Source organism: Cryomorphaceae bacterium (assembly GCA_007695365.1).
Classification (GTDB): Bacteria; Bacteroidota; Bacteroidia; order Flavobacteriales_D; family SKUL01; genus SKUL01.
In genome coordinates this window covers 46261-64775 of the sequence record REDV01000102.1, presented here as the reverse complement: position 1 = coordinate 64775, position 18515 = coordinate 46261, and the positions used below count along the sequence as shown (strand labels likewise).

At 48.7% G+C, this 18515-nt stretch carries 18 protein-coding genes; 9 read left to right on the top strand and 9 right to left on the bottom strand.

Annotation, left to right across the window (positions count from 1 at the left end):
- Positions 1-56: 56 nt before the first annotated feature.
- Positions 57-1343: a citrate synthase gene (locus tag EA392_11185; protein ID TVR38122.1), complete on the top strand. Its 1287-nt coding sequence runs from the start codon at positions 57-59 to the stop codon at positions 1341-1343.
- 62 nt (positions 1344-1405) lie between these two features.
- On the opposite strand, the gene EA392_11180 is transcribed toward EA392_11185, so the two are convergent.
- Together EA392_11180 and rocD are read right to left on the bottom strand one after the other, a co-directional pair.
- Positions 1406-3199: an SLC13 family permease gene (locus EA392_11180; protein TVR38121.1), complete on the bottom strand. Its 1794-nt coding sequence runs from the start codon at positions 3197-3199 to the stop codon at positions 1406-1408.
- A gap of 96 nt (positions 3200-3295) precedes the next feature.
- A complete protein-coding gene (gene rocD, locus EA392_11175; GenBank protein ID TVR38126.1) occupies positions 3296-4570 on the bottom strand; it encodes an ornithine--oxo-acid transaminase in 1275 nt (424 codons plus the stop codon).
- A gap of 209 nt (positions 4571-4779) precedes the next feature.
- On the opposite strand from rocD, the gene rlmD reads away from it, so the two are divergent.
- The gene (rlmD, locus tag EA392_11170) at positions 4780-6207 is read left to right on the top strand and encodes a 23S rRNA (uracil(1939)-C(5))-methyltransferase RlmD (protein ID TVR38120.1); all 1428 of its coding nucleotides are present in this window, start codon (positions 4780-4782) and stop codon (positions 6205-6207) included.
- Between the two features lie 105 nt (positions 6208-6312).
- Entirely contained in the window at positions 6313-9303 is a 2991-nt protein-coding gene (locus EA392_11165) for a T9SS C-terminal target domain-containing protein (protein ID TVR38119.1), read from the top strand.
- A gap of 436 nt (positions 9304-9739) precedes the next feature.
- On the opposite strand, the gene EA392_11160 is transcribed toward EA392_11165, so the two are convergent.
- The gene (locus tag EA392_11160) at positions 9740-10378 is read right to left on the bottom strand and encodes a hypothetical protein (GenBank protein TVR38118.1); all 639 of its coding nucleotides are present in this window, start codon (positions 10376-10378) and stop codon (positions 9740-9742) included.
- Positions 10379-10556: 178 nt separating this feature from the next.
- On the opposite strand from EA392_11160, the gene EA392_11155 reads away from it, so the two are divergent.
- Genes EA392_11155 through EA392_11130 form a run of 6 tightly spaced genes read left to right on the top strand, consistent with a single transcriptional unit; the run spans position 10557 to position 14129 of the window.
- On the top strand, positions 10557-11123 hold the full coding sequence (locus EA392_11155; GenBank protein ID TVR38117.1) for a YeeE/YedE family protein: 567 nt from the start codon (positions 10557-10559) through the stop codon (positions 11121-11123).
- Between the two features lie 12 nt (positions 11124-11135).
- The gene (locus tag EA392_11150) at positions 11136-11552 is read left to right on the top strand and encodes a YeeE/YedE family protein (GenBank protein ID TVR38116.1); all 417 of its coding nucleotides are present in this window, start codon (positions 11136-11138) and stop codon (positions 11550-11552) included.
- A 16-nt stretch (positions 11553-11568) separates the two neighbouring features.
- A complete protein-coding gene (locus tag EA392_11145; GenBank protein TVR38115.1) occupies positions 11569-12102 on the top strand; it encodes a polyisoprenoid-binding protein in 534 nt (177 codons plus the stop codon).
- A gap of 54 nt (positions 12103-12156) precedes the next feature.
- Positions 12157-12768, top strand: coding sequence for an SIS domain-containing protein (locus EA392_11140; protein TVR38114.1), 612 nt, complete (start codon positions 12157-12159; stop codon positions 12766-12768).
- Position 12769: 1 nt separating this feature from the next.
- A complete protein-coding gene (locus EA392_11135) occupies positions 12770-13552 on the top strand; it encodes a 3-deoxy-8-phosphooctulonate synthase (protein TVR38113.1) in 783 nt (260 codons plus the stop codon).
- Position 13553: 1 nt separating this feature from the next.
- A complete protein-coding gene (locus EA392_11130; protein ID TVR38112.1) occupies positions 13554-14129 on the top strand; it encodes an MOSC domain-containing protein in 576 nt (191 codons plus the stop codon).
- On the opposite strand, the gene EA392_11125 is transcribed toward EA392_11130, so the two are convergent.
- The 6 genes from EA392_11125 to EA392_11100 form a co-directional block, all read right to left on the bottom strand.
- A complete protein-coding gene (locus EA392_11125) occupies positions 14126-14773 on the bottom strand; it encodes an ATP-binding protein (protein ID TVR38111.1) in 648 nt (215 codons plus the stop codon). The two genes, EA392_11130 and EA392_11125, sit on opposite strands and share 4 nt — an antisense overlap.
- Before the next feature lie 31 nt (positions 14774-14804).
- On the bottom strand, positions 14805-15353 hold the full coding sequence (locus EA392_11120) for a DUF4924 family protein (GenBank protein ID TVR38110.1): 549 nt from the start codon (positions 15351-15353) through the stop codon (positions 14805-14807).
- A gap of 8 nt (positions 15354-15361) precedes the next feature.
- Positions 15362-16030, bottom strand: a complete 669-nt coding sequence (locus tag EA392_11115) for an OmpH family outer membrane protein (GenBank protein TVR38109.1) — start codon at positions 16028-16030, stop codon at positions 15362-15364.
- 81 nt (positions 16031-16111) lie between these two features.
- A complete protein-coding gene (locus tag EA392_11110) occupies positions 16112-16576 on the bottom strand; it encodes a DUF1987 domain-containing protein (protein ID TVR38108.1) in 465 nt (154 codons plus the stop codon).
- Positions 16577-16674: 98 nt separating this feature from the next.
- On the bottom strand, positions 16675-17406 hold the full coding sequence (locus tag EA392_11105; GenBank protein ID TVR38107.1) for a response regulator: 732 nt from the start codon (positions 17404-17406) through the stop codon (positions 16675-16677).
- Positions 17387-18457 (bottom strand): hypothetical protein, encoded by a 1071-nt coding sequence (locus EA392_11100; GenBank protein TVR38106.1) that lies wholly within the window; start codon positions 18455-18457, stop codon positions 17387-17389. The genes EA392_11105 and EA392_11100 overlap by 20 nt, the downstream gene beginning before the upstream one ends.
- Between the last annotated feature and the right edge of the window lie 58 nt (positions 18458-18515).

The following is an 18515-nucleotide window of genomic DNA, read 5'->3' as shown; positions in this document are numbered from 1 at the left end:
AAAGATTTGCTATCTTGCGGCGCCTTAATAATCACCCATAAAAATCATATTTATCCATGAGCGAAACCGCGAAATTAATTCTGGATGGCCAAACATACGAGCTACCCATTGTAGAGGGAACTGAAAAAGAAAAGGCCATTGATATCAGTAAGTTAAGAGCCACTACCGGGTACATTACCCTGGATTCAGGATACAAGAACACAGGTGCCACCGTGAGCAAAATCACCTTCCTGGATGGTGAAAAAGGAATCCTACATTATCGCGGCTATCCCATCGAGCAACTCGCCGAAAAAGCATCTTTTCTGGAAGTAGCCTACCTTTTGATTTACGGTGATCTTCCGAACAAGGAGCAAATGGAGTTCTTTGAGAACAGTATAACGCATCACACCCTGGTTCACGAAGACCTTCGGCGCATTTTTGAGGCATTCCCCACCGGCGCACACCCCATGGGTGTTCTATCAGCTATGTTGGCATCGCTCTCAACCTACTACCCCGAGGCGCAAAACCCCAATCGCTCGGTAGAGGCTATTGACCTCACCATGCACCGCCTGATTGCCAAAATACCCACACTGGCGGCCCAGGCATACAAAAGCTCTTTGGGGCAGCCCACCATTTACCCAAAAAATTCGTTGGGCTACACCGAAAACTTCCTGAACATGATGTTTGCCATGCCTACCTTCGATTACGAGGTAGATCCCGTGGTGGCCGACGCCATGAACAAACTTCTGATTCTGCACGCCGATCACGAACAAAACTGCTCTACGTCCACTGTTCGAATTGTGGGATCATCGCAGGCAAACCTCTACTCTTCTATTTCTGCAGGGGTTGCAGCACTCTGGGGCCCGCTCCACGGAGGTGCCAACCAGGCGGTAATCGAAATGCTCGAAATGATTAAGGCCGACGGCGGAAATATTGACCGCTGGATTGATCGAGCCAAAGACAAGAACGACAGCTTCCGACTGATGGGCTTCGGACACCGCGTGTACAAAAACTTCGACCCGCGGGCTCGCATCATCAAAAAAGCCTGCGACGACGTATTGAACAAATTGGGCATCTCCGACCCGGTACTGGAAATTGCCAAGAAACTAGAAGAGCACGCACTGAAAGACGAGTACTTTGTAGATCGTCAACTGTACCCCAACGTAGATTTCTACTCAGGTATCATCTACCGCGCCATTGGTATCCCCACCGAAATGTTTACCGTAATGTTTGCCATCGGACGTTTACCCGGATGGATTGCCCAGTGGAAAGAAATGATTGAACGCGGCGAGCCGATAGGACGTCCCCGCCAGATATACAACGGTTCAGTAGATCGTCAGTACAAGCCGATTGAGCAGCGCTAATCTTCGCAATTAAACGGATTCAAAAGCCGGGGTTCAGCAGAACTCCGGTTTTTTTTGTGCTCCTAAAATGGGAAGAGTACCGGAATCAACAGGGTGGCCAGAATCCACAACAGTAAATTCAACGGAGCACCTATTCGCAGGAAATCGGCGAACCGATAATGGCCGGTGCCGTAAACCATGGTATTGGTCTGGTAACCAATGGGGGTCATAAAGCTAGCCGACGCGGCAAACATTACCGCGATAAGAAACGGCATCACACTCACATCCAAGCCCAGTGCGGCTGAAATGGCAATGGGAGTCATCAAGGCCGCGGCGGCCGTATTCGACATAATTTCGGTAAAAAGTGAGGTTATGAGATACAGCGCCGAAAGCACGGCAATAGGTCCCCACATACCAACATGTGTAGTAATACCGCCTGCGACCACCACATCCAAACCGGATTTATGCATGGCTGCTCCGAAACTCAGGGTGCCGGCCATCAAAAACACAATCTTCCAGTTAATGGCCTGATAGAGCTCTTTCATATTAAGCTGGCCAATAAGCACCAAAAGCACCACAGCTGCCACCGAGGCCGGCAAAATAGACAGCACACCAAATGATACCAGCCCTACCATGGCAGCAACTATCGCGAGCACCTTGCGGAAACCTGCCTGATCAAAATCGCGCACCTTGTCTTCCGAAAGAAGTATAAAAGGCGATGGCGAATGTTGCTCCATTTTCCGCAACTCCTCTACGTAGTGGGTTTTAACTTCGGCCAGAATAATGTCTCCGGGTTGAAGAATAACGTCGTACAAATGATCGTGCATAAGTGCTTCACGATGGCGAATCCCGATAGGAATAGCGCGGAAACTTCGCCGGAAATCAACCTCCTTCAATGTCTTATTTACAAATTCCGACTCTACCGTTACCACAAGCTCTACCAGCGAGGATTGCGCGCCCATCAGGTCATTATCTCCTAATTTTACACTGGTATTCATGGAAATTCGCTCACGGTCTTTCAAGGTTTTAAGCTTCTCCACGTCACAACGTACCTTGAGTTTGTCGTAGCTACGCAGCACAAAATCACCGGGTGGCATCGGAAATACCTCTTCTCCCCGCCTCACCTCGATGATGTCCAGGCCCACATCTCGCGCAAGCTCGCTGTCCATAATACGATGTCCCACCCAGGGTGATTCGGGTAGCAACTCTATTTCTGAGAGATACTTACGCAATTCGTATCGCTCCTGAAGAGATTCGTTGAGCTTTCGTGTGGGAAGCACGCGAATTCCAGCAAACATGATGTACAACAATCCGGCAACGAGAAAAACCAGTCCCATCAGCGTAAACTCAAACATGCCTATGGCCGGCAAGCCTCGCTGAACCGCCATACCGTTCACAAGCAGGTTGGTAGAAGTTCCTATCAGTGTGCACACACCTCCCAGAATGGAGGCATATGACAAGGGAATAAGCATTTTACTAGCCGCTTTACCCGAACTGTGGGCAATTTTAATAACCACCGGGAGAAATACCGCAACCACCGGCGTGTTATTGATAAACGCAGATGTAACGGCGATTAGAAGCAACATTAAAAACATGCCCAGGTTAAAGTTGGTCTTGAACACTGCAGCGAGCCGCAGCGCAACCACCTGCATAGCACCGGTTTTAAGCAGAGCCGCACTGATTACAAACATGAAAGCCACGGTAATGGTGGCGGGATTGGCAAAACCAGCAATGCCTTCTTCGGGGGTGAGCACGCCTGTAAAGACGAGAGCCACCATGGCGAGCAGGGCTACAAGATCAGCGGAGAATTTTTCCCAAACGAAAAGCCCAATTGCCAACCCAATGATGATGAGCGTAATAATTGCAGCTGTGGTCATTTGGTTGTGTTTATCTTTTCGGGTGGTCGCAGAAAAAACCCGCGCACCTTTGATTGGCTACGCGGGCAAAGATAAAAGCAAATGTAAGCAACACGCCTAGCCGCGGCTTGCTTCGTATTGGTTGATGGAGCGCTTGATGATGTCAATACATTCCATTAACTGCTCCTCGGTCATCACCAGCGGTGGCGCAAAACGGATGATGTTACCGTGGGTTGGCTTGGCCAGTAAACCGTTGTCGCGCAATTTGAGGCAAATCTCCCAAGCCATTTTGCCCTCGGGCGAATCGTTGATGACAATGGCATTCAGCAGACCCTTGCCCCTCACCTTCACTACGGTTTTAGAATCGGTAATAAACTTCTCCATTTCTGTGCGGAAAATATTACCCATTCTGCGGGCGTGCTGAGCGAGTTTTTCGTTGCTCACTACCTCCAGGGCTGCAACAGCCACGCGAGCTGCCAGCGGATTTCCACCAAATGTAGAACCGTGCTGCCCGGGTTTGATTACATCCATCACCTCATTGTTTGCCAGCACCGCCGAAACCGGATATACTCCTCCGGAGAGCGCTTTACCCAGAATCAAAACATCCGGTCGCGTGTAGCTATTGCCTCGCTCACAAGCATTTTCGCAATTGCAATTGCCACAAACGGCCAGCAAACTTCCGGTTCGGGCAATACCTGTTTGCACCTCGTCGGCGATAAAGAGCACGTTTCGCTCGCGACACATGGCCGCTGCTTTTGGGAGAAAATCGGCGTCTGGCACCATTACACCGGCTTCGCCCTGAATTGGCTCCACCAGAAATCCAGCCACGTCCTTGTCCTCCAAAGCCTGCTCAAGCGCTTTCAGGTTGTTGTATGGAATGCGGATAAAACCGGGTGTGTAAGGGCCAAAATTTCTGCGGGCATCCTCATCGTTGGAGAATGAAATGATGGTAGTGGTTCTACCGTGAAAATTCTGGTCGCATACAATAATTTTGGCCTTATCGGATGCCACTCCTTTGCGCTCATAAGCCCATTTGCGGCATAGCTTAATGGCTGTCTCAACAGCCTCGGCTCCTGTGTTCATGGGCAACACCTTGTCGAATCCAAAATAGTTTGTTACAAACTCCTCGTACTCGCCCAAAGCGTCGCTGTGAAAAGCCCGTGAGGTAAGGGTGAGTTTTTCGGCCTGCGTCTTTAAAGCTCCAATGATGTGAGGGTGGCAATGACCTTGATTCACTGCGGAGTACGCAGAGAGAAAATCAAAGTATTTCTTTCCGTCCACATCCCACACATATACACCCTCCCCGCGCTCAAGTACTACAGGTAATGGGTGGTAATTGTGGGCTCCGTGTTTATTTTCGCGCTCGATGGCCGCTGCAGTAGCGGCCGACATTTGTGTTGTTGTTTCCATGACTCTTGGAATTTAAAGGGTTAGAACAATGACCTTCATCGCGGAGAAAGCCTATCCTTTCCTTCTTTTGACCGCAACCCAAAACTGCGGCTACCGGGGGAGAAATCACCCAAAGGCAAAAGTAGCAATTTGAATGCTTAATCGGGGGCCGATGCAGTGAAAAACCCTGTGGCAATTCTACCTTTGGCGCCATGGAAAAACTTCGCCCCGGAAAACTCATTCAGCTTCGCGTGCAAGACTACGCGTTTGGAGGAAAAGGCATTGGCCGAATACCCACTGATGATGGCGACCTGGTTGTATTTGTGCAAAATGCGCTACCGGGTCAGCACGTGGAAGCGCGTGTGGTGAAAGCCAAAAAACGTTACGCAGAGTGTAAATTGGTAAAGGTGCTTGAGCGCTCAGCCCACGAAGTTGAAATACCTTTTCAGGAAATTCCGGGCGCGCCCTATGCCCGTCTGCCGGTTGACAATCAGCGAAATCTGAAAGAAGAAGCCGCATTTGGGCTTTATGAGCGCATTGGAAAGGTGAAGAATGTTCGCGATTTGTACGACAAGTGGATAGAATCTCCACTTACCTGGCACTACCGCAACAAGATGGAGTACTCATTCAGCTCCATTCAATACCAGCGGGAAACAGATACCGAAACCGATGCTTTTTCGCTCGGTTTTAAAAAAAGGGGCTCATGGTGGGCAGTTGAAAACCTCAATCGTGACTCAGGGCTTTTTGACGCACAGGTTGAAACAAAGCTTTCTGAAATACGCGGGTACCTTGAATCTACCGGGCTTGCGGCGTGGAACCCGCGCAAACGGGAGGGCTTTTTTAAGAACTTGATTGTTCGGAAGAGCTTTGCGGAAAACACCCTGATGCTTCACCTCATTACCCACGAAGATCCCGACAAGCATTTCAACGCTAATGGTTTTGTTGAGAAATGCCGGAGTTGCTTTGGTGAACGACTTACCTCCGTGTTTCATGGCATCAACGACCAAACAGGCGACCGCTCTTCGCTCGAGGCCAAACATATCCGGCTTCTATACGGTGCCGATCACGTTACTGAACAACTTAATGGTTTGCAATTCAAAATTGGAGTACAAAGTTTTTTTCAACCCAACCCGCGCTGCGCCGAGTTGCTTTATGCCAAGGCCATCGACTACGCCATGGCTCCGGGTTTGCGCGGAGAGGCCATGCTCGATTTATTTTGTGGCACCGGCACCATCACCCAGCTACTGGCTCAAAAATTACCGGAAAGAACCATTACAGGAGTAGAGATTGTCGGGTCGGCGGTGGAAGACGCACGCGACAACGCAATACGGAACCAACTCACCAATGTGGATTTTCACACCGGTGATGTGGGGAAATTCCTCTACGCCCACCCCCATTTGCAACACAATATTGCGCTGGTGATGATGGATCCTCCCCGCGCAGGCATCGCCCCCAAAACGCTCGAGAAGGTCATCCGACTCGGTGCCCACCGCATGGTGTATATATCGTGTAACCCCGCCACACAGGCCCGAGACTGTGAGCGATTGACTGAAGCAGGATATCAGCTCAAGAAGCTTACACTTGTTGACCAGTTTCCTCACACTTCGCATGTTGAGGCGGTGGCACTTTTCGAAAAGTGAGGCAGGCAGTAAATGATCAACTATTTGCTGTGGTAATTTAATACGCGTAAACTGGCAACCTTAGCCGTTTTCAAACGTGAATAATACCGAACCAACATTAAATTGATGAGGCTATTTCTGCTTTCACTTACCGTTTTGTGGCTAAGTCCGGTGCTTGGCCAAAAACACTACGAAGAGCCTGACAGTGCTATGCTATGGCTAATGCGCTCTCAGGCAGCATCTCAGGAGTGGGATTTATGGGTCAACGAAATTGCCGCCATCAACAACGAAACCATTGCGGATGAGTTTGGAGAATACGACGACTGGGTTGAAATTTTCAATTACGGCGACGAACCTGTGGACCTGAACGGAGCATACGTCTCCGACAACCCCAACAATCCCACCAAGCACCAACTTATAGAGGATACACCCGGGCAGTTTGTAATTGAGCCGGGTGATTTTTTGCTCCTCTGGTGCGACAATCAGCCCGAGCAGGGAGCGAATCACGTAACCTTCAGCCTTTCGGGCAGTGGAGAGTATTTCGGTATTTACACTCCCGACGATGTGATGCTGATTGACGGAATAGCTTTTGATCAGCAAATCAGCGATGTAACTTACGGAAGAACCCTCGACGGTGTTGGCTGGAACTTCTTTCCTGAGCCTACTCCCCTCGCGCCAAACGACACGCCTGGGCTTTTCGGGTACCTGCCCATGCCTGAGTTTTCGCACAATGAAGCCTTGATTACAGATCCTGTATTTGTGAGCATAGGTGTGTTTTATCCGGGTGCTGAAGTTCGTTACACATTGGACGGCAGCACCCCTACCGACAGCAGCACATTGTACGCAGGGCCTGTTGAAATCAGTGAAACCACCATGCTTCGTGCACGGGCTTTTAAGGAAGACTACTTACCCAGTGCGGTGGCCACCAACACTTTTATAGCCGAGGACGACTTTTCGTTGGATATCATATCGCTTGTCACAGACGACCATCACATCTGGGGTAGCTCAGGAATCTATGACAACCGTTTTTCAGGTCTTGAGAAGCCCATTCACATTGAATACTTCACCAACGACGGAACGCTGGAGTGGGAAATCGATGGTGGAATCAAGATACACTCTCCGGATACCCGTCCCCAGCAGAGCCTTCGGTTGTATGCCCGCTCCAATTACGGCTACAACCAAATAGATCACCAGATCTTTCCGATGAAGGATGTTCATTGGTTTAAGCGTTTGGTTCTTCGCAACGGAGCAAATGACGGACAGCAACTGGCCCGAACGCATTTCAGGGATGTGATGGCCCACAAGATTTTTTCGGAGATTGACGACGACAACATTTACGCTGCTTTCAAGCCTGTAAACGTGTATCTAAACGGCGAATACTGGGGGATGTACAATCTTCGTGAGCGTCAGGATCGCTGGTTTATTGAAAGCAACTACGGTTTTACGGATGTAGATTTTCTGGAAAGAGTGGCCACCACTCCCGATTCGCGCGACCAAAAAGCCGGCGACTGGGAAGACTACGACGCCATGCGCGACTACCTGATGCAAAACGACATGGCCGATGAAGAACACTATGCCGTGATTGAAGACTGGATTGATATTCGCAATTATGTGGATTACATGGTTACTGAAATATGGACGGCCAACCGCGACTGGCTTTCCAACAACATTAAATACTACAGGCCGCGCAACATGCCTGAAACCAAATGGAAATGGATACTTTGGGATACCGAATACGGCATGGGATGTTATCCGAACAATGACCACGGAAACCCCAATTTTGACGCGCTTCACATGGCCATGACATGGGGCGGTTGGCCACCCCACTGGGGTATTCAAAACAGTACCTATATGATGAATAACCTCAAAGACAATCCCGGTTTTGTGGAATACTTCATCACCCGTCACGCCGACTTACTCAATAGCTGGCTCAGAACCGACAGAGTGCAGGATCAGATTGAGTATTTTAAAGAACTATACGGTCAGGAAATTGACAAGCAAATTGAACGATGGGGCTACAACCTTTCAGTTTGGAACAACGCAGTGCAAATTCTCGAAAACTGGAATGCCCCGCGTGCGCACTGGTGCCGTCAGCATATCATGAATAAATGGGATCACGTTGAATCCGAACACGTCATCACCCTTAATGTGGAACCAGACGGTGCCGGAACTATTAAAGTGAACACCATCTTTACCGACGAAAACCCATGGAGCGGCTATTATTTTAAAGGAGTGCCTGTGAACCTCACCGCTGTCCCCAACACGGGCTACCAGTTTGTAGAATGGGTGGAATCCGGATTGGAAACGCATCACATTGAAGTTTGGATGCAGAGCGATTCCACCTTTACCGCCTTGTTCGAGCCGAGTAATGCCATTCCCACGCAAATCGTCATCAACGAAATTAATTACAAGTCTGCCCCCTTTCTCGATACGGAAGATTGGGTAGAGCTGACCAATGCCGGGCAAGCTCCGGTACTTTTGGAGAACTGGGAGTTTCGCGATGACAACGACAACAACCAGTATGTGTTTGGACCGGGTGCATGGCTGGCTCCAGGCGAGTTTCTGATTCTTGCCGAAGATCCTGTGGCATTTCTGATGCACCATCCAAACGTGGGTAATGTGCATGGGCCGTTTGACTTTGGCTTCAGTAGTAACGGAGAGTTGTTGAGGCTTTACAATGACAACATGGAGCTGATAGACCATGTGTTTTATGGAGTAAATCCTCCCTGGCCTACTACACCCAATGGACTGGGACCTACCTTGGAGCTGATTGACCCGTTGCTCGACAACACCTTGGCAGAAAACTGGTTTGCACGCCCGGAGGCGGGAGGTACACCCGGAGCACCCAACACCTTTGTAACCTCGTTGCAACAGCAGAGTAACGATTTGTTTGTGACGGTGTTTCCCAATCCTTCGGATGGCAATTTTTACATCCGTACATCTCCCAACGACTTGCCACTTCAACTTGAGGTGTACAACGGAATCGGACAAATGGTGGAGTCCGGTCAAATTCAAGAATCTCAGCACATGTTGAATATTAAAGGAAATGCAGGATTGTATGTTGTGAGATTCGAAAGCGCAAACGGAACCGCAACCATGCGCCTGGTAAAAAAGTAATCTGAGGAATTCAATGTTGCGCTCTGAAATAAGGGTCACAATGGTGCTTAGGTTTTGTAGATTGTCGTTTAGTTGCAAAACGATCTAAAAACAGTCTCTCAACCGCAAACACAACAAAACAAAGCGCTAATAAAAAGATAGTTGCGGCGTTTATGAATTCTAAATGGCAGCCAAAAATCCATAGTATTGGCAATCACTTACACCCCGTACATTCAGTTTCAAACTCCAAGAGGAATCGCTAATTTGGTTCATACTTCAAAGCACTCCGCGGTGATTTTTCACGAAAAGCCCCGATATTTGAAACGTTTTCATAGTAAGGATTAGTTGGTTTGAGTTTGGGTTTGAAGAAACCCTTACGAAACAAAAGCCCCGCTCCCCAGCGGGGCTTTTGTTTTCGGGTAATCCGTTGTGATTAAAATCTGTAGAAGAGTTTCCTCTAACCCTCCTCAGAGAGCAACGCTTTCAGATTCTTCATCGTTTTGTGCGGGCCATTTACGATAAAGGCGTTTACCAGCCACCCGGGAAGGTTTCCTCCGGGATCTGCAAAAAACTCGTATTCCACATCCGTGAATCCGTCGGGCCTGGGAGAAAGCAGCCAATGACCACCGGCTTCCCTGATGCGCACCATCTTCTTGTTTTCGGGATAAAGTTCAGGGGTGCTTTCAAGCTTAAAAACGATGGTGCCATCCGGATCCGATTTACGTGTAGAACGAATCACCACGTCGCGGTCGCTAAATGGGAATGGTGTTGAACTCACATACCGGCCCACCACAATATTGGCTCCATCGCGTTTCACAACCTTGGCTTCGGTGCAGTCTTCCTGCCATTGGGTATAGCGCTCCACATCACTGAGAATATCAGCAATCATCGAAGGTTCATAATTTAACTGCGCCACCACCCTGAACCTTTTGACCCTTGCTCCTTCATCGCGCATGGTGTACACCTGAATGCCATTACCCTCTTTGGCCAGTTTCCATTCATTTTTGCTCTTTTGGGCCAAGCCATCATGAATGCTACCGAAAGCCATTAAAAAGATAAGCGCGCAAGTAAAGGGGATACGTAATTGGTGAATCATGACTCCAAAATAACAGAGCAGCGCCCGGTGTGGGTCTCAGAACTGCAAAAAAAATGTTAAACTCCATATCTCTCCTACACCCTCCCTTTGTTTTGAGTTGGTATGTAACCCATGTTGCGGAGAATAAGAATACGCCTTCGTTACTTTGCACCACTAAAAACTACAAACCTGTCTCAACATGATTGAATGGATTTCTCAACCCTGGCCTTGGTATGTGGCCGGGCCGCTCATTGTTTTTGTAATGTTCCTGATGCTGTGGTTCGGCAAGCAGCTCGGGGTTTCTTCTTCCTTCCGAACAGCCTGCGCCATGACTGGAGCAGGTAAATACATCCCCTTCTTTGATATGAACTGGCGCGAGCAAATGTGGAACATCATGTTCGTGGCGGGAATTTTTCTCGGTGGGTTTATCGGGGGCAATCTTCTTTCTGATGGTCAACCCCTTGAGGTAGCTCCTCAAACCCTTCAGGACTTGAGTGAAATGGGTATTTCAGCCCCTGGCCACGATTTGGTGCCTACCGAAATTTTCTCGTGGGAGCAACTGTTTACTGTGCGCTCGCTCGTATTTCTCGTAGTGGGTGGTTTTCTCATCGGATTCGGAACGCGATGGGCCGGCGGTTGCACCTCAGGGCACGCAATTATGGGACTTTCAAACCTGCAGCTCCCCTCGCTGATTGCCGTAGTTGGCTTCTTCATCGGAGGGCTACTCATGACCCACATCTTGTTTCCATTTTTACTTCAACTTTAATATTCAACAGCTATGCTCAACATCATAAAGTTTCTCGTTGCCGGAACGTTGTTCGGCCTTATACTCACCAAATCTGAAGTGATTTCTTGGTATCGCATTCAGGAAATGTTTCGTTTTCAATCCTTTCACATGTACGGCATCATTGGCTCAGCAGTAATTCTGGGGGCAATCGTGGTGCAGGTCATTAAAAAACTGGGCATGAAGTCTATGGATGGCGAAGCCATATCATTGGCACCAAAAGACATGTCAATCACCCGTTATCTCGTTGGTGGAGCCCTTTTCGGGATGGGATGGGCCATGACCGGCTCATGCCCGGGACCGCTCTACGCCCACGTGGGATATGGTTACACAGTAATGCTGGTGGCCATTGTTAGTGCCGTTGCAGGTACCATGCTTTACGGAGCACTTCGCGAGAAGCTGCCGCACTAATCGTACCTTTGCGTACATGAAAAACCTGCTTCTTTCCATCTTTGCTGCCTCGGGCTTGCTGATGGTTGTTCCAACAACATCTGCCCAGGGTTTCTACCCTGATAAATCTTACATCGAGTTCACTGCCAAGAATTTCTGGGTGCGTACCGTTACAGGAACCATCACCGGATGGAAGGGCTCTGTGCAATTCAATCCATCCGAGCCGAACAAGGCCCAGTTTGATGTACGGGCTAAAGTGAAAACCATTGAAAGCGGTATCGAAGAGCGCGATGATCACCTTCGCTCTTCAGACTTTTTTCATGTTGAAGTGTATCCTGAGATGCGGTTCGAATCCAAGCGTGTTGAACAAAAGAACGAAGGATTTGTAGCTCACGGAAAGCTTACCATCAAGGATGTAACCCGTGAAGTGAGCCTTCCCTTTACAGCCGATGGCAACAAACTGGAAGGAAAGCTATCTATAAAGCGTCGCGATTACAATGTAGGTTTGGATCAGAGCAATTTCTCGGTGGGCAACGACATTGAAGTTCGCATTGTGTGTGTGCTGAAGTAAGTCCACGTGCAATTGCGCGCGGGTTTCGTACATTTGGCCTCCCAGATTGCTGCAATGCTTCAAGATAAAATAAAGCAACTTATTGCCCGCGAAGTAGCGGCTATTCAGAACATTCCGGTTGACGGTTCTATTGCTGGTGTGGTGGATCTCATCCACAAGCAGGTACATGAACGTTCAGGAAAAGTGGTCATCTCCGGAATCGGAAAAGCCGGGCAGATAGGCATCAACATTGCCACTACCCTGAGCTCAACCGGCACTCCGGCCATCTTTCTCCACCCTAGTGAGGCACAGCACGGAGATTTGGGTGTGCTTCAACCCAACGATGTGATGTTGCTGATTTCGAACTCGGGCAAAACCCGCGAAATTCTGGAGTTAGTGCAACTTACCCGCAACCTGTACCCCGAAATCAATATTATTGCCTTAAGTGGTCAGCAGGAATCTCCGCTTGCCGAACATGCGCATCATTTATTGTACACGGGAGACCCTCAGGAAATTTGTCCGCTCGGCCTCACTCCTACTACTTCTACCACGGTGATGACGGTTGTTGGCGACATTCTCATTGTGTTGCTGATGGAAAAGATTGGCTTTACCCGAGAGGAATACGCCAAGCGGCACCACAGCGGATACCTGGGTGATAAAGCGCGCCAAAACACCGATTTTCAATAAGATGACTCGTTTCTTTCTCATATCCGGGCCGTGTGCCATGGAAAATCCCGATACCGCGCTGCACATCGCGCAATCAGTAAAAGCCATCTGCAGCGATTTGGACATTGATTACATTTTTAAGGCCAGCTACCGCAAGGCCAACCGCTCTAGACTGGACAGTTTTACCGGAATCGGCGATGTGGAAGCGCTCAGTTACATCCAGCAAATCGGAAAAGAACTAGGTGTTCCTACCATTACTGATATTCATGAGAGCCACGAGGCAGCCATGGCAGCCGAATATGTTGATCACCTTCAAATCCCGGCTTTTCTGTGCCGGCAAACCGAACTATTGTTGGCAGCCGGCCGCACAGGCAAGGGTGTAAATGTGAAAAAAGGTCAGTTTGTGTCGCCCGAGGCCATGAAATTCGCAGTAGAGAAAGTTCAATCTACGGGTAACAAGAATGTATGGCTTTGTGAGCGTGGGTTCAGTTTCGGCTACCACGATTTGATTGTAGATGCCACGGCCATCGCAAGGCTTAAACAGCACGGGGTTCCGGTTGTGATGGATTGTACCCATTCGGTGCAAAAACCCAATACAACCCACGGTGTTACCGGTGGTGACCCTGAAATGATCGAAACCATTGCCCTGAGTGCCGTTGCCACCGGTGCCGATGGGTTTTTCATTGAAACACACCCCAACCCGGCCGAAGCCCAGAGCGATCCGCACACTATGCTGCAATTGGATAAACTGCGTGGCATCATGGAAAAAACCATGCGTGTGCGCAAGGCGTTGATAAATCAATGATATGGATTGGGAAAAGTTGCCTCAAAACGGAATAGTTCGTGGACTCTACACAACAACCAAGCCCGAGGAATTCATCACAGCGCCGTTTTCTGAACTTACCTTTGAAATAGAAGGCATTCCTGGCGACAGACACGCCGGAATATCGCGCCCAAGCGGCAGCCGCGAAAAGAAACTTTATCCAAAAGGTACAGCTATCAGAAACAATAGGCAATGGTCGGCATTGAGCGTGGAAGAGCTGGATGACATTGCCAAACGAATGGGCCTTGAAAAAATGCTACCCGAATGGGCCGGAGCCAATTTGTTGATTGAAGGGGTTGAGAAGCTGACTCAACTCCCGTCGCTGTCGTTGCTGAAATTTTTTCACGGAGAATTAGCCGGCCCTGTGCTGGTAGTGTACGGAGAGAACAAACCCTGTCATCATCCACACGCAGCAGCCGAAAAAGCATTGCAAAAAAAACTCCAGGTTGCGTTTTCGAAGGCTGCGGCGAATGGCCGGGGATTGGTTGGCTGGGTGGAAAAACCCGGTAAGGTACACGTGGGTGATGCCGTTGAGATTTGGGTTCCTCTAAAAAGTTAATCCAGCTCCTGATCAGCTCCTGGCAATAACTGAAACCTGTACCCTCGCTCGCCAGGCTTCATCTCTATCACTTCCCACTGTATAAGGCTCGCAAGTAGTTGCTCTGTTTCGGCAGGGCTTAACCGAAGTACCTGACGCACAAAACCAAAACCCACAGGACCTTTGCGCCTCATGCGGTCGAGCAGCTTCTGAACAGGTTTTGAAAAGGCAAGTTTTTCACCTTTTCGCTTTTTGTCCATTTTCCACAAACGCTCCATCACACCATTCGCTTCGAGCACCCTGTCTCCATCGCGGTAATAAGCTTTGAACGAGCCATCTGACTCCTTTACTTTGTGTGGACGAAGCATTGATGGCGCGATGATCACTTCAAGCACCGTTTTATCTTCGATATCCCAGATTACGGGTGTAAATGCCACCTCTGGATCGGTGTAGAGGTGCGATGCGGTTTCAATCATGTAGATTTCTTCCTCTGATGAAATACCGGAAATTTTACCGTTGTCTTTTACACCTATGAGGAGTCTGCCGCCGTCGGTATTGGCGAAGCTCACCATGGAACGCGCAATTTTTCGCGCATCATTCACCTGAAATTTAAAGTCGAGCTGTTGGTGTTCGCCCTCTGTTATGAGTCGTTCAATGGGATGCATACGTTAGCAACAGCAACGCCAGAGCTGTGGTTCAATTGTGTGAGAAATCCATTTCGCCGGACTTCATCTGCTTGTATTTGGCCGCAAGGAAGGCTGTGAGCTTACTGATACTGGCCATGGCCGTTTCTGTTTCTTCGGCAATCTGCGCTTTTTGTAAGCGCAGAAGCCACAGCCCATAAAGTGCATTGAACATCATTTCCACCTCGTTGGAAACGCGCCCACTTCGTTTTCGCAGCTCCTGCAGGTGAGTTGCTGCGTCGGCATAAAGCTGCTGGTAGGTTTTGTCTTTGGAGATGTTAAGCAAGGTATTGTGAAGGTAGAACAGCTCTATCACAATATCCTGTACTTCGCGCAGGTGCCCGGCTTGCTCAATCTTTTCGGACTTCATTTGCCGAATCATATTGCGGTACCAGTCTGCAGCGGCATCCACCACGGCATCGCCGTACGAATCAAACTGTTCTGCAATGGCTCCCACCGCATCCGGATTAAGCTCAATGGAACGCAACAAATCTTCCAATTGCCACATGTACAATATGTACTCAGCAATATTCTCGCGTTTTTTCTGATCGGCAATGACCATTGCAGGCTTTACTCTTTGGACGCTTTCTTCTTGCTGTAGGCCTCATTGAGACCATCCACTACATCACGTGTGATATCAAGCCCCTCGTTGGCAAGCAACAATTGCCCCCCTACCTGATAGGTAAGAATGTAATCGTACCGGCCATCTTCGTTCAGATCCTTCAGGTACTCGCGGATGTTTTTAAAGAACTGCTCCTGTGCGCGGGCTTCTTTTTTGCGAAAATCGCTGGCAGCTCGCTCCTGAAACTGGGCAATGTCCTGCTGCAGTCCCTGAAGTTCGATTTGAGCCTGCTCCAATTGAGATTGTGTCATGGTGGGCGCCTGACTTTCGAGCTCCAGGTAACGTTCTTCGGCGGCCCTCATTTTGCGCTCTATTTGCTTTTCGATGCGCATCTGCTCTTTCTCAAGCTCTTCGTACTTATCCACAATAAACTGGTACTCCTCATTGAGGGTTTCGGCATTTACAAACACGATACGTGCCCCTTTGGCAACAGGCAAACCGTCATCGGGTTGAAGAAGGGTATCTACTGCAAGCGTTTTAATTGCTTCTGCGTCTGCCGCATCGGTTTCCTGCGGTGTATCGGGTGCAGATCGGAAAAAGAGGTAAGCCACCGCAAGGAGCAGCACTACGTTGAGCCCGAGATTAATTTTGTTCATAAGCCGGTAAATTTCGGGCAAAAATAGGTGTTTCAACCCAAAGCAGGTCTATGCAATAAAGTACTCGGGTAACCTGAAAAAAAATGACGTGAAAGGAGAAAATCAGCTCACTTTTCGGTTGGGATGGAGCTGAATGGCGTCGTACACCAAAAATTCGAAAGGAATATCGGACACCATTTGGGAGTAGTCTTTTCCTACCTCCAGCATGTCTTCATCGCGTCGGTCGTAGCACCATCGCACCATCACACGGCAACCTTTGGATCGAGCTTCAAGGAGTCGATACAATACAAAGAGGAGTCTTTTGGAGGAGGCAATGTTGAGAAATTCGAGCTCAACTGTGAGGACAATTTTTAAGGGTGGGTCCTGACAAAGGCAATCGAGCCAGCCCAGGATAGATGAGTAAAACATCTCCGCGTTTTCAGGAATGCTTCTTCCTTGAATAATGAAGTCTCCGGACTCAGGATTAAAACTGATGAGCGGGGTAACATTAGTCGGCTCTCTGTACAAAATCTCCATAGCTGTGCGTTTGACCAATTGTACGTCAATGTCCGAAAATTGGTTGTTCATGTAAAGTGCTTTTCGGCAGAAAGCCCACTTGATTAGACCAACCTATGTCCGTTACAGACAAACGAATTTTACATTGGGCAGAAATTAACACCAAGTTGTTACAAACTCATGAGCTCCTTGAATCGGGAGGTTTGCCGACGTGAGACTTCAACCTTGTCGCCACTTTGAAGCGTAAGTTGTAAGCCTCCATTAAACCAGGGCTCTACTTTTTCAATCCACCGTAAATTGACCATGTGGCGGCGGTTTACCCGAAAAAAGTCACGGCCGTCAAGTCTTTTCTCAAGATTATTGAGAGATTTCAGGATCAGGGGTTTAAATTGATTGAAATACACCCTTACATAGTTACCTTCAGATTCGAATAGGCGCACATCTCCCAGGGTTACAAACCAGCATTTTTCGCCGTCTTTCAAAAAAATCTGGTCTGAAGATCGAAGCACACCATCTCGCACAGTGGGCTGATTGGGTGGTGTTTCGGCTTCTTCCAAATCGTTCAGTACTTTTTCGATAGCCAAACCAAGACGCTGCGGTTCTACCGGTTTCATCAGGTAATCCAGCGCATTCACCTCAAAGGCCTTGAGGGCAAACTCGTCATAAGCGGTCACAAAAATGACCCGCGGAACGTATTCCAGATCGTTGAGTAAATCAAATCCCGATTTACCCGGCATTTGGATGTCGAGGAAGATCAAATCAGGTTGGAGCTTATCAATCATATCGGTGGCTTCGTCTGCATTCTGGCACTCGCCCACCACCTCTATTTCGGGATGTTTGGTCAGTAAGCTCATAAGCTCTTTACGGGCAAGACGCTCATCATCAATGATCAATGTTTTCATAAGGATGTATTGTTTTTCGATTGAAAAATTCAATTCTGGCTTCTACCCCATCTGCGGATTGCTGAATTTGGAACCTGGCATCATCGCCAAAAAGTAAGGCGAGTCGCTTGCGCGTATTGGCCAGTCCAATTCCGGTATCGGCCGACTCTGTACTATTTAAAACACCGGTATTGCTCACACTGATATAAAAACCATCGCCCTGTTGGCGGGCAGCAAGTTTAATCTGCCCGCCTTTAACTAATTGAGAAATACCGTGCTTTACAGCGTTTTCTACAAGGGTTTGCAACATCAAGGGCGGAATCAGAACGTTAAACAGGCTATCATCAATATCAAAGCTCACTTCCAGGCGCTCTTCATAGCGAATACGCTCAAGGTCGAGGTAATTTCTTACCACCCGCAGTTCGTTTTCAAGAGGAACCAAAGGCTGTTTCCCTACCATCAATGTATTGCGCAGAATAGCCGAAAGTTGTGTCAGCGATTTCTTGGCAAGTTCGGGATTTTCATCAATAAGCGCGCGAATGCTGTTCATGGCATTGAACATAAAGTGCGGGTTGAGCTGTGATTTGAGGTTGCTCAGCTCGATTTCGCGCTTGCTGGCTTCCAGCCGCAGATTCTTCACTTCTTCTCTTTCGTAGTTTCGCAGATAGTTCCAAGCAAAATAAAGCAACGACCAAATGAAAAGCTGCGGTGCATAGGCCAGCGTAAGTTGTACGAGGTCAAAGAAGGGCCAAGCCACAAGCCGTTTTATTTCGGGGAAAAACAAGTCTGAAACCACCGCATGCAATGAAGCTGCAGCAAAGCCGAGCAAAACCGACATCAAAAACAATCGCCAGATAGCATGGTAAAAGCGAAACCGCAACCAGTGAAAAACCAGAACAATGGCCCGGAATCCGTGACTGGTAACAATACCCACTGTGAATACTGTGGCCCACACCTTCAATACAGGAAGCTCAAACTGACCGGTGAGAACTGTCCACAACGCAAGAATCAGGATGTAGACTAACCAGCCACTCAGCTGCATGACCCAATATAAACTACGCTTGTTTGCCATGTCTTATCTTTGCGAAAGATAAGGCAAACAGCGGCCCTTCGTGAATCAAATTGTGATC

Excerpts from the sequence above, each read along its gene's own strand:
- EA392_11185 (TVR38122.1), top strand. The coding sequence starts at position 57 with ATGAGCGAAACCGCGAAATTAATTCTGGATGGCCAAACATACGAGCTA.
- EA392_11180 (TVR38121.1), bottom strand. The coding sequence starts at position 3,199 with ATGACCACAGCTGCAATTATTACGCTCATCATCATTGGGTTGGCAATT.
- rocD (TVR38126.1), bottom strand. The coding sequence starts at position 4,570 with ATGTCGGCCGCTACTGCAGCGGCCATCGAGCGCGAAAATAAACACGGA.
- rlmD (TVR38120.1), top strand. The coding sequence starts at position 4,780 with ATGGAAAAACTTCGCCCCGGAAAACTCATTCAGCTTCGCGTGCAAGAC.
- EA392_11165 (TVR38119.1), top strand. The coding sequence starts at position 6,313 with ATGAGGCTATTTCTGCTTTCACTTACCGTTTTGTGGCTAAGTCCGGTG.
- EA392_11160 (TVR38118.1), bottom strand. The coding sequence starts at position 10,378 with ATGATTCACCAATTACGTATCCCCTTTACTTGCGCGCTTATCTTTTTA.
- EA392_11155 (TVR38117.1), top strand. The coding sequence starts at position 10,557 with ATGATTGAATGGATTTCTCAACCCTGGCCTTGGTATGTGGCCGGGCCG.
- EA392_11150 (TVR38116.1), top strand. The coding sequence starts at position 11,136 with ATGCTCAACATCATAAAGTTTCTCGTTGCCGGAACGTTGTTCGGCCTT.
- EA392_11145 (TVR38115.1), top strand. The coding sequence starts at position 11,569 with ATGAAAAACCTGCTTCTTTCCATCTTTGCTGCCTCGGGCTTGCTGATG.
- EA392_11140 (TVR38114.1), top strand. The coding sequence starts at position 12,157 with ATGCTTCAAGATAAAATAAAGCAACTTATTGCCCGCGAAGTAGCGGCT.
- EA392_11135 (TVR38113.1), top strand. The coding sequence starts at position 12,770 with ATGACTCGTTTCTTTCTCATATCCGGGCCGTGTGCCATGGAAAATCCC.
- EA392_11130 (TVR38112.1), top strand. The coding sequence starts at position 13,554 with ATGGATTGGGAAAAGTTGCCTCAAAACGGAATAGTTCGTGGACTCTAC.
- EA392_11125 (TVR38111.1), bottom strand. The coding sequence starts at position 14,773 with ATGCATCCCATTGAACGACTCATAACAGAGGGCGAACACCAACAGCTC.
- EA392_11120 (TVR38110.1), bottom strand. The coding sequence starts at position 15,353 with ATGGTCATTGCCGATCAGAAAAAACGCGAGAATATTGCTGAGTACATA.
- EA392_11110 (TVR38108.1), bottom strand. The coding sequence starts at position 16,576 with ATGAACAACCAATTTTCGGACATTGACGTACAATTGGTCAAACGCACA.
- EA392_11105 (TVR38107.1), bottom strand. The coding sequence starts at position 17,406 with ATGAAAACATTGATCATTGATGATGAGCGTCTTGCCCGTAAAGAGCTT.
- EA392_11100 (TVR38106.1), bottom strand. The coding sequence starts at position 18,457 with ATGGCAAACAAGCGTAGTTTATATTGGGTCATGCAGCTGAGTGGCTGG.